This window comes from Rhodanobacter ginsengiterrae (genome assembly GCF_050026815.1).
Taxonomy (GTDB): Bacteria; Pseudomonadota; Gammaproteobacteria; order Xanthomonadales; family Rhodanobacteraceae; genus Rhodanobacter; species Rhodanobacter ginsengiterrae.
The window spans coordinates 84,683-100,759 of the sequence record NZ_JALBWO010000053.1 but is presented as its reverse complement, the minus strand read 5'-3'; the positions used below and the strand labels follow the sequence as shown (position 1 = coordinate 100,759).

12 protein-coding genes are annotated in these 16,077 nt (G+C 65.7%); 5 read left to right on the top strand and 7 right to left on the bottom strand.

Features of this window, described 5'->3' with window-relative positions:
• Positions 1–45: 45 nt before the first annotated feature.
• Complete coding sequence (locus ACQGNJ_RS09215; RefSeq protein ID WP_426688945.1) at positions 46–780, top strand: 16S rRNA (uracil(1498)-N(3))-methyltransferase; 735 nt, start codon at positions 46–48, stop codon at positions 778–780.
• A gap of 21 nt (positions 781–801) precedes the next feature.
• On the opposite strand, the gene ACQGNJ_RS09210 is transcribed toward ACQGNJ_RS09215, so the two are convergent.
• The 7 genes from ACQGNJ_RS09210 to pilG form a co-directional block, all read right to left on the bottom strand.
• Positions 802–1,329 carry a chemotaxis protein CheW gene (locus ACQGNJ_RS09210; RefSeq protein ID WP_426688944.1) on the bottom strand — a complete coding sequence of 176 codons (528 nt, stop codon included), beginning with the start codon at positions 1,327–1,329 and terminating at the stop codon, positions 802–804.
• Complete coding sequence (locus tag ACQGNJ_RS09205; protein WP_426688943.1) at positions 1,326–3,047, bottom strand: chemotaxis protein CheB; 1,722 nt, start codon at positions 3,045–3,047, stop codon at positions 1,326–1,328. Before ACQGNJ_RS09205 ends, ACQGNJ_RS09210 begins: the two co-directional genes overlap by 4 nt.
• On the bottom strand, positions 3,040–9,204 hold the full coding sequence (locus tag ACQGNJ_RS09200) for a FimL-related protein (protein WP_426688942.1): 6,165 nt from the start codon (positions 9,202–9,204) through the stop codon (positions 3,040–3,042). Before ACQGNJ_RS09200 ends, ACQGNJ_RS09205 begins: the two co-directional genes overlap by 8 nt.
• A gap of 103 nt (positions 9,205–9,307) precedes the next feature.
• A complete protein-coding gene (locus ACQGNJ_RS09195) occupies positions 9,308–11,338 on the bottom strand; it encodes a methyl-accepting chemotaxis protein (protein WP_426688941.1) in 2,031 nt (676 codons plus the stop codon).
• 128 nt (positions 11,339–11,466) lie between these two features.
• Complete coding sequence (locus ACQGNJ_RS09190) at positions 11,467–12,006, bottom strand: chemotaxis protein CheW (protein ID WP_426688940.1); 540 nt, start codon at positions 12,004–12,006, stop codon at positions 11,467–11,469.
• Complete coding sequence (locus tag ACQGNJ_RS09185) at positions 12,003–12,374, bottom strand: response regulator (RefSeq protein ID WP_426688939.1); 372 nt, start codon at positions 12,372–12,374, stop codon at positions 12,003–12,005. Before ACQGNJ_RS09185 ends, ACQGNJ_RS09190 begins: the two co-directional genes overlap by 4 nt.
• 22 nt (positions 12,375–12,396) lie before the next feature.
• Positions 12,397–12,762, bottom strand: a complete 366-nt coding sequence (gene pilG, locus ACQGNJ_RS09180; protein WP_426689067.1) for a twitching motility response regulator PilG — start codon at positions 12,760–12,762, stop codon at positions 12,397–12,399.
• Between the two features lie 384 nt (positions 12,763–13,146).
• Between pilG and gshB the strand changes: the two genes are divergently transcribed.
• From gshB to ruvX, 4 genes are read left to right on the top strand one after another with little or no spacing between them, the layout of a single operon-like run.
• The gene (gshB, locus tag ACQGNJ_RS09175) at positions 13,147–14,124 is read left to right on the top strand and encodes a glutathione synthase (RefSeq protein ID WP_426688938.1); all 978 of its coding nucleotides are present in this window, start codon (positions 13,147–13,149) and stop codon (positions 14,122–14,124) included.
• On the top strand, positions 14,121–14,990 hold the full coding sequence (locus ACQGNJ_RS09170) for an energy transducer TonB (RefSeq protein ID WP_426688937.1): 870 nt from the start codon (positions 14,121–14,123) through the stop codon (positions 14,988–14,990). Before gshB ends, ACQGNJ_RS09170 begins: the two co-directional genes overlap by 4 nt.
• 54 nt (positions 14,991–15,044) lie before the next feature.
• Positions 15,045–15,614, top strand: coding sequence for a YqgE/AlgH family protein (locus ACQGNJ_RS09165; RefSeq protein ID WP_426688936.1), 570 nt, complete (start codon positions 15,045–15,047; stop codon positions 15,612–15,614).
• Positions 15,611–16,060 (top strand): Holliday junction resolvase RuvX, encoded by a 450-nt coding sequence (gene ruvX / locus ACQGNJ_RS09160; protein WP_426688935.1) that lies wholly within the window; start codon positions 15,611–15,613, stop codon positions 16,058–16,060. Before ACQGNJ_RS09165 ends, ruvX begins: the two co-directional genes overlap by 4 nt.
• Positions 16,061–16,077 lie beyond the last annotated feature (17 nt).

Genomic DNA, 16,077 nt, shown 5'->3' with positions numbered 1-16,077 from the left:
CGCCCCGCGTTATGCTGGGCGACCGTTCCATACCAAACCGTTTCCATGCGCACGATCCGGATCCACGTCGACCAACCCCTCGGCATTGCCAATGAGCTGGCGCTGCCGGCCCAGGCCGCCGAACATGCCGGACGCGTGTTGCGCATGAGTGCCGGCGACGCCCTCACCTTGTTCAACGGCGACGGCAACGACTACGCCGCGGTGATCGTGGCGCTGGGCAAGCGCGAACTGCGGGTGCGGATCGACGCCAGGCTGGCCGTGCAGAACGAGTCGCCACTGCCGCTGACGCTGGCGCAGGGTGTGGCCCGCGGCGAGAAGATGGATCTGATCGTGCAGAAGGCCACCGAGCTCGGCGCCGTCTGCATCGTGCCGCTGCTGACCGAACGTTCGGAGGTGAAGCTCGATCCGGCCCGTGCCGAAAAGCGCCTGGCCCACTGGCGTGCGGTGGCCGCCAGCGCGTGCGAACAATGCGGCCGCGCGCGGCTGCCCGAGATCACCTCGGCGCAGCCGCTGGCTAGCTGGCTGGAAAGCCTGGCCGATGACGGTGCCTTGCGGCTGGCCCTGCTTCCGCAAGCCACGCGCTCGGCACGCGAGTTGCGCTTCGGTGCTGCCGGCGGTCTGCTGGTGGTCGGCCCGGAAGGCGGACTGGGCGAACGCGACATTGGCGCACTGACCCAGGCAGGCTTCGAAGGGCTGCGACTGGGTCCGCGTATCCTGCGCACGGAAACCGCGGGCCTGGCCGCCATGGCGGCACTGCAGGCGTTGCACGGCGACGGCTAGCTCGCCGTCGCGCGACCGGGTTCACTCGTCGCGGTGGGTCGACTCGCCGGCTTCCACCGACTCGGTGGACTCCATCAAGCCGGAATCGTCGTACAGATCGAGCAAGGTGGCCTCGATCCATTCGAGATCCGGGATCATCGCCACGTCATCACGCACCAGCACGTGGGCGCGTACGCCCGGCGGCAATGGCTTGCCGTCATGGGTGGGAATGATCAGCTCGGCGTTCAGGGTGGTCAGGCGCGGAAAGCCCTGGGTCAGCACCGCGATGAAGGGCAACTTCGGATTACCGCCGAGCGCCTTCAGGACCGCCACGCGCACGCTCAGATCAGCGTCCCCCGGCTCGGTGCCCGCCAGCACGGTGAACGATATCAGCGGTACGCGCCAGCCACGCCACTGGATCCGCCCCAGCATCCAGTCAGGTGCGCCGGCCAGCGGCTCCGGCTTGCTCTGGGTGATCACTTCGGCAATGTTTGCGTTGGGCAACAGCAGACGCAGGTTGCCCACCGGCACCAGCACGCAGCGAATTTCACGCGGCAACGGATCACTCATGGAAACACCTCGATCAGGCGCGCCGCCAACTCGTTCGGCGTGCCGGAAAAACTGACCAGTCGTTCGGCAAAGATTCCGCTGACCATGTCGGCGAAATGTTCCCCGGACGACGACTCTACCCAGACCTGGCCGCCGCGATCGTGGACCGCCTGCGCACCAGCTACCGCGTCGTTGCCGCGCCCCGCGAATACTATGGCCAGCGCATCGCGGCCAAACACGCTCGCTGCCATGGTCAGACTGGCGTCGATCGACGGGCCGTCGACGGACTCATCGCCGACCGGCTGCAGCTCGATGCTGCCATCCCGGCGCAAACGCACCTGCTGACCGGCCGGCACCATCAATACTTCACCGTGTTTCGCACGCCCGCCCTGTTCCGCCAGGCGCACGGGCAAGGCGCACTGCGCCCTGAACTTCGCCACCAAGGCCACATCGGACTGTTCGCCCATATGCTGGGTATGCAGGAACGTCAGGCGCGTGGCCGCAGGCAGCAGCGCCAGAAATGCGCAGACCGAATCGATGCCATCGGTGGCAGCACCCAACAGCACCAGCCGGCTCAAGGCGCCGCCCAGCTCGTCGAGCACCATCTCATGGTCTTCAACACGTGCGTAGGGCTGCGGCGCAACCGCCTCTTCCATCGAAACCAGCTCAAGACTCATCAGCGGCTCGACATCGGCCGCATCCGCATCGGCCTCCGGCGCCAGGAAGTCGGCCGCACTCATCTTCTCGATGCCGAACATGCCGGCATCGGGCTTCTCCGGCTCCGCCACCGCGTGCTGCGCGTCCTCGTCGACCAGCGCCCAGTCGTCCGGTGCGCGCACCGTCTGCGTGCTTTCGACCATGACCGGGTGCGCCGCAGCAGCCGGTGTGGTGGCCACGTCGGCATCAGTCAGCGCAGACAGTTCGAGATGAGCGGTCTGGAACGTCGGCGGCGCGACGCCAGCGCGTAGCGGCGGCTCGCCCGTGTGCAGTACGTCCGACTCAGCCAACTGCTCACCGAAGTTGCCGTCATGCAACGGCGGCGGCTCGACGTCACCGGCGAAGCGCAGGCCTGACCCAAGTTCGTCTTCCGCCGGCAGCTCGCCGGACGCCAGCAAGGCCTCCAGTTCCGCCGCAAGGTTCTCCGACTCCGCGGCAGCGATTTGTTCGTGCTGGCCATCGGCATCGTCATGCAGGGGCAGAAAGTCGGCATCCGCGTCGGACTCGACGACGTCCGCAGCCAGCGAGTGAGCCTCCACGACGGCCTCATTCGCCACCACGACTTCGGCTGGCGGCGCCGGCTCCGGCGTTGCCGCCAGTGGCGCAGCAGGCGGTTCGACTTCAATCGCCCGATCCGCCGGTGAGGCGATGACCATGCGCGAGTCATCGGGGCGCGGTGGATCGACATCGCCGATCGCCAGCACCTTGACCGCCAGGTGCCGAGCCCAGCGCGCGCGATCCCAGCCGGCCAGCGAACGGCTGGCCTGTGCGTCATTGAAAACCACGCGCGGGCGCTCGCCGTCGATCACTTCGTACAAATGATCCAGCGCATCGTCGGCGCCATCGTCGAGGTTGATCACCAGGACATCGGCACCCACCCGCTGCAACAGGTCCCTGCTCAGGCCGGAAACGCCGCCCTCGTGCACGATGCGGGCGCCACGTTCGTGCAGCGCTTCGCGCAGCTGGCCGACCAGTTCGGTATCGTCAAACAGCAGGGCAACCGCGGGCGCCATTTCACTCATGAACAGGCTCCGCTGCTCGTTGTTCCAATACTTCGCCGATCTGCACCAGCAGCTCCGCCTCCTGGTACGGCTTGCCGAGGTAACGATCCACGCCGATGTCGAACGCTCGCTGACGATGCTTGTCGCCGCTGCGCGAGGTGATCATGATGATCGGCACATCGCGCAGTCGCGGGTCGGCCTTCATGTGGGTCGCCAGCTCGTAACCGTCCATGCGTGGCATCTCGATGTCCAGCAGCATCAGGTCCGGCACGCGCTCGTGCAGCTTCTCCAGCGCATCCACGCCGTCCTTTGCCGTGCTTACCTCGTACTCGTGACGCTCCAGCACGCGCCCGGTGACCTTGCGCATGGTGATGGAGTCGTCGACCACCATGACCAGTGGGCGCACCTGCACTTCCTCGACCACCGGCGCCTGCACCGCGCTGAGGCCTTCGGAAAGGCGCTGGTCGCGACGAATCATGCCGTGACGCACCAGCGGGGCCAGATCGAGAATGATCAGCACCGAGCCGTCGCCCATGATCGTCGCACCAAGCAGGCCGGGTACCGAACTGATCTGCGGACCCACCGACTTCACCACGATCTCGCGTGAACCCAGCACGGCGTCGATGCGGATCGCCGCACGCAGGTCGCCGGCGCGGGTCAGCAGCAGCGGCTGCTGCTCGTCCTCCGCCGGAAGGCCCGGCGGCAGACCAAGCAACTCGGCCAGGTCGTGAATGCCGAAGGCCTCGTTGCCGTACTGGAACGACGGTTCGTCCTGCGCCATCAAGGCGGTCAGCTCTTCCGGATTGACCCGGGCCACACCTTGCACCGAGGTCATCGGGATCGCGAAAGTCGCCTCGCCGATGCGCACCAGGATGGCCTGGGTCACCGCCAGGGTGAACGGCAGACGCAGGATGAAGGTGCTGCCCTGACCTTCTTCCGATTCGATCGACAGCGAACCACCGAGCTGCTTGATCTCGTTGGCCACCACGTCCATGCCGACGCCGCGGCCAGCCAGCTGGGTCACCTTGCTGGCAGTGGAGAAGCCCGGCTGGGTGATCAGCGAAAGCAGCTGGTTGTCGGTGGGCCGGGTCTCGGCGCGCAGCAGGCCACGCTCGATGCCGCGCTTGCGGATCGCCTCGCGATTCAGGCCGCGGCCATCGTCGCTCACCCGCACCACCACCTCGGTGGCTTCGCGGGCCACCGTGATGTTCACCGAACCCTCGACGGGCTTGCCCGCCTTGCGACGCTCGGCCGGACTTTCGATGCCATGCGCAATCGCGTTGCGCAGCATGTGCTCGAACGGAGCCTTGATGCGGTCAAGCAGGTTGCGGTCCATTTCACCGTGGGCACCGTCCACGTAGAGCTGGGCCTGCTTGTGCTCTTCCTGTGCGGCCTGGCGCAACGTGCGGCGCAGGTTCGGCACCATCGTGTCGAACGGCAGCATGCGGGTACGCAACAAGCCATCCTGCAACTCGGTACTGACGCGCGACTGCTGGATCAGCAGGGTTTCGGCCTGACGGGTGAGTTCGTCCAGCATGTTCTGGATGGACACCAGATCGGATACGGACTCGGCCAGTGCACGCGAGTACTGCTGCAACTGCGAGTAGCGATCGAGCTCGAGCGGATCGAAGACAGTCAGACCGGCCTCGCGATGCTCGCGCTGGAAGCGCGCGATGATCTGCGCTTCGGTCTCGATTTCCAGCATGCGCAGCTGACTGCGCAAACGGGCCACGGTCTGTTCCAGTTCGACCAGGTTGAAGCGATAGCCGGCAACCTGCTGCTCCAGCCGCGAGCGATAGATCGCCACTTCGCCGGCATGGCTGACCAGGTTGTCGAGCAGATCGGCGCGAACGCGGATCTGTTCCTGCGAGGACCGCACTTCCTCTTCGGCCTCGGGCAGGAGCTCGGGCAGATCGAGGTCCGACTTGACATGCTGCGGCGCCGATGCCGCCGCGATGGCTGCCGGAGCCGCCATCACGGCAGCCGCCAGCGAGGCGTCGTCGGCAAACGTGGTTTCGCCAGCCAGCGCCAGCAGGTGATCGATCATGCCCTGCGGATAGTCCGACGGCTGGCCTTGCGAAACCTGCTGCACCATCGAGTGCAACTGGTCGAAGCTCGCTTCCAGCGCGGAGATCAGCGGGCCGGTCTTGGCCGTGTCGCGGATCGGCTTTTCAAGCAGGGTCTCGATGGCGTGACTGAGGTCACCCACAGCCATGAGCCCGGCAATGCGCGCGCCACCCTTGAGTGTGTGCAGGTCTCGCTGCAACTCGGCGATATGCGCCAGGTCAGCAGGATCGGCATGCCACTGGGCAAGCACGCCATCGGCGTGGTCCAGAATCTCGCGCGCTTCGTCGATGAAGACCTCCAGCAGGTCGGCATCGATATGAGCTGAACCGGCGAAGGCGTAAGCCGGCGACGGCGCGGGGCCGGCTTCTGCTGTTGTTTCGGCTTCCGCCTGTTCCGCGGCGGCCTGCTCGGCAGCCAGTTTCTCGGCAGCTGCCTGTGCCGCCGCAGCCCGCTCGGCAGCCAGCTTGTCCGCGACAGCCTGTTCCGCTGCAGCCTGCTCGGCAGCCAGCTTCTCGGCGATAGCCTGTTCCGCTGCAGCCTGCTCGGCAGCCAGCTTCTCGGCGGCGGCCTGTTCCGCTGCGGCCTGCTCGGCAGCCCGCTTCTCGGCGGCGGCCTGCTCCGCCGCAGCCTGCTCGGCTGCCAGCTTCTCGGCGGCAGCCTGGTCCGCTGCAGCCTGCTCGATGGCCAGCCTCTCGGTGGCAGCCCGTTCCGCTGCAGCCTGCTCGGCCACCAGTTTCTCGGCAACTGCCTGTTCCGCTGCAGCCTGCTCGACAGCCAGCTTCTCGGCGGCAGCCTTCTCCGCCGCAACCTGTTCCGCGGCAGCCCGCTCGGCAGCGGCTTCCTGGGGTTCAAACGCATCGAGCGCGGCAGCAAACTCGGCGGTCACCTCGGCCTGGTGCGCTTCATCCGGATGAATTTCCCGCTCGGCATTCGATGCCAACTGGGCTTCGGCTGCGGCCTGTGCGGCTGCGGCTTCGGCCATGCCGGCTTCCAGCGAGGCCGCCATGATCGCTTCGTCGACTCCGGCATGATCGGTCGCTGCCATCGACGGCGCCGATTCCACCTCGTCGGTCTGCGGCTCGAACACGACGTGGGCCACCCGCGACTCGGGATAGTCGTCGCGCATGTTGACGATCTGCGCTGTAAGCGCGTCCGCGTTCGGGAGCTGCGGTTCGCTGGCGTCGAACTGGCCCATGACGTGGTCGACCACATCGACGGACTGCCCCAACAGACGGACACCTGCGGACGTAAGCGGAAGGTTGGCCGCACGAAGACGCTTGAACAGCCCCTCCAGTGGCGACAGCAACTGCGTCAGCAGCGGGATGTCGACCATCGCGATGGCACCGTGCAGGGTGTGCACGGCGCGCAGCAGTTCTTCGCCGATCGGCATGTCGCCATCGGTACGCTGGATTGCCCCGCGAATGGTTTGCAGATACTGCGCCACTTCGCTGCGCAGGATTTCCAGCAACACCGGATCGACCGGCGGCATCACCGGCATCGGGATGACGTGATCCGTCGTGACGGGTTCGTCCGCGGCGATTTCGGGCGCCAGCCCGGTCAGCCCCGCCGTGGGGACGGCATCGGCGGCCATGTCCAGACGCGGCACGCGACGGCGCACGGTGCGACGCACCGTTTCGGTGCCCATCGAGGCCTGATCTTCCAGACGTGCCGGGTTGCCTGCTGCCAGTTGCCCGGCAGTATGCATGATCGCACTGAGCGGAGCGGTCGGCTGGCCCTCACCCTTGAGTGCGGCAAGCAATTGCGGCAGGGCATCGATGGCGTGACGCACCAGCGCCTGCACGTTCGCATCGGGCTGGATGCTGTTGTCGAGCACGCGATTGAGCATGTCCTCGACTTTCCAGGCGAACTCGCCCAGCACGCCGGCACCGACCAGTCGACCGGAACCCTTCAAGGTATGGAACGAACGGCGGATGCTGATCAGCGACGGGGTCTGCGCCGGATCGGCCAGCCAGGTTTTCTCGGCGCCCAGCAGGTTGTCGATCTCTTCCTGCATTTCCTCCAGGAAGATCTCCCGGATGTCGTCGTCGATGCCTTCAGCGTTGAAGTTGAATTGAGTATTCTCGGCCAGCGCATCACGCACTGGCACCTGCTCGTCCACCTCTTCCTCGATCCAGTCGCCATCCTGATCCTCGACGTCGCCGTCCTGGAACATGCCTGGCGCAGTGGCCTCGGTCTGAGCCAACCGCAAGCCGTCGAGATCATGCGCGGCAGTCGCGGCCGGACCACGATCGCCGACAAAAAGCTGGCTGAGATCCTCACCCGGCAGCAGGCTGACCGATTCGGAAAGCTCCGGGTGGACCTCATCGTCGACATCACCGGCCGCAGCGATCGCCGGCGCGACAGCTTCCACCGGGCTGGCGGCGGCAGCGAACTCGCGCGCTGCAGGCACCGGCCAGTACCCGAGCAAGCCGAGACTGTGCTCTGCCACGTCGAGAATGTGCTCCAGACCGCCGCGATGTTCACGAGCGGCCTCGAGGTAATACTCCAGCGCAGCCAGCGCATCGGCGAGATGATCCATCTGCGCGCCACTGGGCACGCGCCGATCCTGCAACAGCTCGTAATCGATGAAGCGACCCACGCCCTGCGCCAGTTCGGCCGGACGAGGCGAAGACAGCATGCGCATCGCGCCTGCCACTTCATCCATCTGTGACGGCGCGCCGGCAAGGCGCTCGTGCTCCCAGCCGGACTCGACGAACGCCACGATCGCGTCCTTGACCCGGCCGGTATTGGCGATCGCTTCCTGCATCAGGGTGGTGACAACGCCAAGCGCCTCACTGCGTGGCAGCGACTGCATACCTTCGCCCGCATCGGACTCACCGTCCGAGCCCAGGCTCTCGATGTGATCGTCGAGCGAAGCTTCGACGTACAGCAGTGCGCCGGCAACGTCGAGCAGGGTCTCCTCATCGACCGCGCGCATGCGATTGGCGATCTCGTCGAGCACGCGCCGCTGCTCGGTGACCACGCGACGCGGCACCGCCAGCGCCAGCATGCCCAGGGTATCGCCGACACGCTCGAGCACTTCGCCCTGCGCGGCCAGCTGGGCCGGGTCGGCATTCTGCTGGCGCAGGAACAGGTCCAGCGCTTCCTTGACGCGCAACAGGTCATCCTTCAGCGCACGCGAAACCGAATCGAGCAGCGCACGGTTGTGCCCGGCCATGGAGCCGCGCGCGTGTTCGAGCTCGCCGGCGTCCGGCAACAGCGCGTCCAGTCCGTAAGTGCTGCGCAGCAGCTCCATTTGCGGGCTGCGCTGCTTGGCCTGGGCCACGATGTAGAGCAGTTTGCAGGCGACATCATCCGCCTCGCCACCGCGCAGGCTGTGCTCGCCCTGCTCGATCAGCAGGCGGATGTTGCGGTCGACCTTGCCGATCAACTGGCGCACTTCGCCCGCAAATCCCTTCAATGCGCCCTGCTCCAGACCTTCGAGCACGCCAGCGGCAATCCACCACAGGCGCCGGCCGTGCACGTGATAGCAGCGTGCCGTGATTGCCAGCAGGGTCTTGCGCATGTTGACCAACTGCACCGCGGCATTCTGGCCGCGGAACCAGCCAAGCAACTGCTGCTGAAAGCGCAGGCGCAGCTCGACCAGCTCGGCGCGATGCGCCTCGGCATAGGCCTCGCTCATCGCCGCCGGTGCCTGCTCGGGCAGGAACGCGTCGAGATTGGGGTGGAACATCGCCGACTCGGTCAGCGCTTCCAGACCGCGACTTGCCCGCAGGTCGTTGAGCAGCGGCAGCAGCACCACCGGCACGTCGCGGTGACCGCTGGACAAACGCTCAAGGTAATCGGGCAGTTGCATCAAGCCACGCATCAGCGCGGCATAGGCTTCCTCGCGCTGGCCGACATGGTCCTCGAGCAGGGCGATGGCGAGCGTCTCCATCTCCGCTGTAACCATCGCCGCGCCATACAGCTCGACCATCTGCAAGGTGCCTTGCACCTGATGCAGATGATCCGCGCAGGTGCGCATGAAATCGCGCTTGCCCGGATTGTCGACGTAGGACTCCAGCGCCTCGCGGGCAATCGACAAGGTATCGTCGAGCTCCGGCTTGACCCATTGCAGCGTCGTGAAATCGATGTGGTCTTGAAGTCTCATGCGCCTCTCTCAATGGTTGCACAACGCCAGCATCCTGCAACCATCGAGACTGCCCCCTGTCTTGTGCTTTTCTCAATCGCGCCAAAAATCGGCACGGCCGATGTCAACCCGGCAGCTTGAAATGCGCTACCGAGCGCCGCAGATCGCTCGCCAGCTGCGCCAGCGTACCGATCGAGTCGGCTGTCTGGCTGGCACCTTGCGAAGTCTGCGAAGTAATTTCCTGAATCGCGTTCATCGACACCGAAACATCTGTTGCCGCAGCGGACTGTTCGCGCGCTGCAGTCGAGATGTTCTGAATCAGCGCGGACAGATCGTGCGAAACGCGCTCGATGTCGCCCAGCGCGCTACCGGCATCCTCGGCCAGGCGTGCACCGGCAACCACTTCGGCGGTGGTCTGCTCCATCGAGTTCACCGCTTCGTTGGTATCGGACTGAATCGTCTGCACCAGCGTTTCGATACGTTTTGTGGCGCTGGTCGAACGTTCGGCCAGTCGCTGCACTTCGTCCGCCACGACCGCGAAGCCGCGGCCCGCCTCACCGGCCGAGGCCGCCTGGATCGCCGCGTTCAACGCCAGGATGTTGGTCTGTTCGGCGATGTCATTGATCAGTTCCACGATCGAGCCGATCTCCTGCGAAGACTCACCCAGGCGCTTGATGCGCTTGGAGGTCTCCTGGATCTGGTCGCGAATCGAGTCCATGCCCGAGATGGTCTCGCGTACCACTTCGGCACCGTGCGAGGCGATCTTCACCGAGCGCTCTGCCACGTCGGCCGATTCGGCGGAATCCCTGGACACCGTGTCCATCGAGGTCACAATCTGGTTGATGGCCGAGGTGGCCGAGCTGATCTGCTGCGCCTGCTGCTCCGCCGCGTTGGCCAGATGACGGGCGGTGGTCTGGGTTTCCTGCGCCGACGAAGAGACCTGTTCGGAGGTCTCGTTGATGGTAGTCACCAGTGAGCGAAGCTCGTCGATGGCGTAGTTCACCGAGTCGGCGATCGCGCCGGTGATGTCCTCGGACACCGTGGTCTTCACGGTCAGGTCGCCTTCCGCCAGCGAGCCCATCTCGTCCAGCAGGCGCATGATCGCCTCCTGGTTGCGCTGGTTCAGCTCGGTACTCTGGGCGAACCGCTTGCGCTGGTCGCGTACCAGGGTGATGACCAGCAACAGGGCGAAGGCCACCGCGGCGATCGCGCCGAGCAGGCCCCACCACACGTTCGGGAACAGGCGGCGCAACGGCAGCTTGCCGATCTGCTCGGACAAGTCGTTTGCACGCAGCAGCACGGTCTGCGAATCGAGCGAGGCCTGGTTGCCGGCGCGCTTCACGTCGGCGATGTTGCCGGCAGCGGCAACCAGCTTGGACACCGGATCGGCCAGCTGGCTCCAGCTGGTGTCCATGTCGGTGAGGATCTTGCGGGCGTTCGCGTCATTGATCGGCTTCACGCCGCTGTCGGGGTTGCCCTCGATCAGGCCCTTGAGCACGCTGCCGTACAACTGCGCGTCACGGAACAGGCCGTCGGCCGCGGATTGGGCCGAGTCGCCACCCTGCAGGACCTCCTGCACGCGACGGATGATGCGGTCAGCCGACAGCATCTGGCGGGAGGTGCCCAGCATCTGCTCGGAACTGCCGTTGCGCTGCTGCAGGATGTTGACCACCTGCTCCATGCTCGAGTTGAGCAAGGGCATCTGCTGCGACAGGGTCGCAGCGCGCTGCCCGGAGTCGAGCACCACGGCCTTGTTGGAAAGGATCTTGCCGATGTCGGCGTCAAGCTGCTTCCAGGAGGCGTCCAGCGCATTGACGGCCCGCCCCGCAGGGGTGGCGTTGTTGTCCGCATACGGCTGCATGCCGCTCTTCGCGTCGCCCTTGTTCAGCCTTTGCACCGCGGCATCAATCGCGTTGCGGGTGGACTCGAGCTCCTTGAAGGAGTCGGTGTTGCCGTCTGCCGATTCCAGTGCGAACTTCGCCGTCTGCTGCGACAGCACCTGGATCTGCGTGGTCAGCGCGATCGCCTGGCGATCTTCACCGTTCTTCTGGTTGAGCAGGAAGAAATCCAGTGCCGCGAAACCGATCGCAATCAGCAGCAGGACAATGAGTGCGGTGTAACCGCGTTCCCTGCTGACGCCCCCTGTAGTGCTCATGTTCACCTCATCCGTCTAACTGTTTACGTTGCCGACCCCGCACAGCGGAGACCGGCCAGGGAATGTTGTCCCAAATTCCCGACCCATCCCGGCGCCGGCCCCTCCATGCCGCTCCCGCCCGTTCTTGCTCAGGCGGCGGCCTGGCGGAAATCCGGCGCACGCACCAGCCGGTTCATGCTGAAAATCGCCAATTGCTGCTCGCCCACCCGGCTGTCAACGAAGCGGGTCAGTCGCGGATCCTCTTCGTGCCCGGCGTCGCGCCGCTGCTCTTCGTCCACCGTGCGCTGACCGAACACTTCGTCCACCAGCAACGCGACATTGCCGCCGCCCTGGCGTACCACCAGCAGTCGGGTGCGATCCGTATGTTGCGTGCGGTCGCCGAACAGGAATCGACCGAAGTCGATCACCGGCACCAGGTTGCCGCGCACGTTGGCCACGCCGAGCAGCCATGGCTGGGTACCGGGTACCGGCGTCAGCACCGGCACCGCCAGCAGCTCGTTGATCTCGTCGATGCTGCTGACCAGCAGGCGCGAACCCACCCGGAAGCCGATCCCGCGCCAGAGTCCGGGCGCCTCGAATTTCTCCTGCGTGTCCGACGCGTGTGCCAGCGACAGTCGCTCGTACTGGGCAAGGATCTCGAAAGGAGTGCGGTTGACGGATTGGTTCATTTCTCGCTCGGCAACAATTCGTTGATGCAGGCCAGCAGCTCTTTTTCGTTCACCGGCTTGGTGATGAAGGCACGCGCCCCCTGGCGCAGGCCCCATACCCGATCGGTTTCCATCGACTTGGTGGTGATCATCACGATCGGCACGTTCTGGGTCTTCGGGTCGCGCGTCAGCGTGCGCGTTGCCTGGAACCCGTTCATGCCGGGCATGATGACGTCCATGATGACGAGGTCGGGCAGATCGGCGCGCACGCGCTCGATACCGTCCTCGGCCGCGCTGACGGCCGTCACTTGGTGTCCCGCCCGCTCAAGCAGGGTGGTGAACACGCGAACGTCGGTCGGCGAGTCGTCGATGATGAGAATATTGGCCACAGGTCCCCCTCAGAATCTGCAGTCAGTGGCTCGCTACCGAACTGACATGGCGATGGATGGCACCAAGCAGCTCGTCCCGCGTGAACGGCTTGGTCAGATACTGTTCGGCACCCACGATGCGCCCGCGCGCCTTGTCGAAAAGACCATCCTTGGAGGACAGCATGATCACCGGCGTGGCGCGAAACTGCGGATTGTTCTTGATCAGCGCGCAGGTCTGATAGCCATCCAGTCGCGGCATCATGATGTCGACGAAGATGATCGCCGGCTTCTGGTCGGAGATCTTGGCCAGGGCCTCGAATCCGTCCACGGCAGTCAGCACGTCGCAACCCTCTTTCTTGAGCAGGGTTTCCGCCGTGCGGCGGATGGTCTTGGAGTCATCGATCACCATGACCTTGAGACCAGCCAAGTCGTTAGCACTCACGTTCAAATTCACTCACTCCCCCTGCGGCCCGCCCCGAGCTCAGGATAGGCACCACGTCATGCAACAGCCATGCCGGACGGTGCGCATGCAAAAATATTCTTCATCGAGCCATCGGCAACCGCTCTGGGACGGTGAATCCGATGGCTTTGCTGTTTACTGCCTGCCCGCCGAGACTGTCAAGCAGTAATCACCCGTGCTGCCTGACGACCGCACAAGGTGACCCATAGTGGCACCATCGGGCCACTCACGACAGCCTCGACGCAATTCGACCGCCTGGCCGGTCTTCCATCTTAGTATAGCGGCCTGATGACCCGCTCACCCCCACGGGACTGCCCCTCACGGAGAATCGCGATGACCCTCTCGGTCGGCGTGCTGATGGACCCCATCGGCGCAATCAAGGTGGCCAAGGACAGCAGCTTTGCCATGCTGCTGGAAGCGCAGCGCCGCGGCCATTCGCTGCATTACCTCGAACAGGGCGACCTTGCGCTGCGCAACGGCGAGCCATGGGCGCGCTCGGCGGTGCTGCAGGTGCATGACGATCCGCAGCACTGGCATCGCCTGGGCAACGCCAGGTGGCATGACCTGCGCGAGCTCGACGTGGTGCTGATGCGCAAGGATCCACCGGTCGACGCGCAGTTCATCTACGACACGATGGTGCTGGAAGCCGCTCAGCGCGGAGGCGTCGCGGTCATCAACGACCCGCGTTCGTTGCGCGACTGCAACGAGAAGCTGTTTGCCCTGCAGTTCATGCAATGCATCGCGCCCACCCTGGTCGCGCGCGATGCCGACGAGCTGCGCCGGTTCACCGCCGAGCATGGCGAAGTGGTGCTCAAGCCACTGGACGGCATGGGCGGCCGCGGAATTTTCCGGGCCCGGGCTGGCGACAGCAACCTCAACTCGATGCTGGAAACCCTGCTGGGCGGCGACACCCACGGCGGCGGGCAGCAGTTCGCGATCGCGCAGAAATACATCCCGGAGATCACCGCAGGCGACAAGCGCATCCTGGTCATCGATGGCGAGCCGGTTCCCTACGCGCTGGCGCGCATCCCGCAGGGCAGCGAGTTCCGCGGCAACCTGGCCGCTGGCGGTCGCGGCGAGGGCGTCCCGCTGTCCGATCGCGATCGCTGGATCGTCGAGCAGGTGGCGCCCGAACTGCGCCGGCGCGGACTGGTTTTCGTCGGGCTCGACGTGATCGGCGACTACCTGACCGAGATCAACGTCACATCCCCGACCTGCGTGCGTGAACTCGACGCCCAGTTCGGGCTTAACATTGCCGGCCAGCTGTTCGACGTCATCGAACAGCATGTCATCGGAAACCGCGCCGCGTGAGCCACACTGCCACCGTCAACTCCCCACCCGATCCGATCGGCGCCACGTTCCTGTTCTCGCTGCTCCTGCATGGCGTGCTGTTGCTCGGCATCACCTTCCACTTCGTGAAACCCTCGCCCAGCCTGCCCACGCTGGACGTCACCCTGGTCAACGTGGCCAATCGGCAGGCGCCGGACAAGGCGGACTTTCTGGCCCAGGCCAACAACACCGGCGGTGGCCGGAGCGATCGTGCCGCGCGCCCGTCGGAACTGTTTTCCGGCGCGATCCCCAAGCCCGACCCCGGCATTGCCGCGCAACCGGTCGATGCGACCACGCCGCAGCCACGCGAGGCCACGCCGACCCGCATGGTCACCACCAGCCGCGCCAGCGACTTCGAGGTCGCCAGCGACACCGCGCGTAGCCAGGTGGATCCGCAGCAGCAAACCCCGACGGCCGAGGAACTGAAGCGCCGCGAAGCGATTGCCCAGCTGGCCGCCGAACTGCGCAAGAAGAAGGTCGACTACGCCAAGCGACCGAAAGTGAAATACCTCACCGCGAGTACCCGCGAATACGCCTATGCCGCCTACATGCGCGGCTGGTCCGACCGCGTCGAACGGGTCGGCAATCTGAACTATCCCGAAGAAGCCCGCCGCCAGGGGCTGCACGGCGACGTGCTGCTCACCGTGGTGCTCAACCTCGATGGCAGCATCAAGAGCATCGAGGTCATCCAGAGCTCCGGCCAGAAGTTGCTGGATGCCGCCGCCGAGCGCATCGTGCGGCTGGCCGCTCCGTTCCCGCCAGCCCCGAAAAGCGCCGAACACATCGACCAGCTCAACATTACCCGCACCTGGCGCTTCCAGCCCGACAACGTCCTGCAGACCCGCTGAATACGACGAACTGCCGCGCAAGCGAACGACGCGCACTGCGCTTACAATGCGTGCATGACCGCCGTGCAGCCATCGACACTCACCGGACACTTCCTGATCGCCATGCCGAATCTGGCCGAGCCGCCGTTCTCGCGCGGCGTGGCCCTGCTGTGCCAGCACGATGAGGATGGTGCGGTCGGCCTGCTGGTGAACCAGTTGTCCGAATACAGCTTCGGCGACGTGCTGGCGCAGATGAAACTGGAGTGCGCCGACAGCGAACTGGCCGACGCGCCGGTGCTGATCGGCGGCCCGGTGCAGCAGGAGCGCGGCTTCGTGCTGCACCGCGAGCCTGGCAACTGGGACTCCAGCTACCGCATCGACGACCATTGGTCGGTCACCACCTCACGCGACATCCTGGTGGCGATGGCCGCCGGTGAAGGCCCGCGCCAGGCCATCATGGTGCTCGGCTATGCCGGCTGGGAGGCCGGGCAACTGGAACAGGAAATCATGGCGAATGCCTGGTTGACGGCCGAAGCCAGCGACCGGGTGGTGTTCGACACGCCGCTGGAGGAACGCTGGAGCGCCGCGGCTGGCCTGGTCGGATTCGATCCGCGCCAGTTGTCCGGCTACGCGGGCCACGCATGAGCTGCGCCTTCGGCTTCGATGTCGGCAGCAAGCTCACCGGCGTGGCGATCGGCAACACCTTCACCGCCAGCGCGCGCGCACTGACCACGCTCGCCGTGCATGACGACACGCCCGACTGGAACCGGCTCGATGCGCTGCGCCGGGAGTGGCAGCCGGACACCCTCGTGGTCGGCCTGCCGCTGACCCTGGATGGCGCCGAGCAAGCAGCCAGTCGGCGCGCGCGGCGCTTCGCGGTGCAATTGCAGGAACGCTACGGGCTTCCCGTGATTCTGGTCGACGAACGCCACAGCTCGCAGGAAGCCGCGCAGCGTTTCGCCAGCGCCCGCGCGCTGGGTCTGAAGCGTCGTCGCGATGCCGCCGCCATTGATGCCGAAGCCGCCGCGGTCGTGCTCGAGCGCTGGCTTGGCACGGGCGCGGTGGGCAGCGTCACCCGCTCCGATCACTGAACCCTTTCCCACCTGCA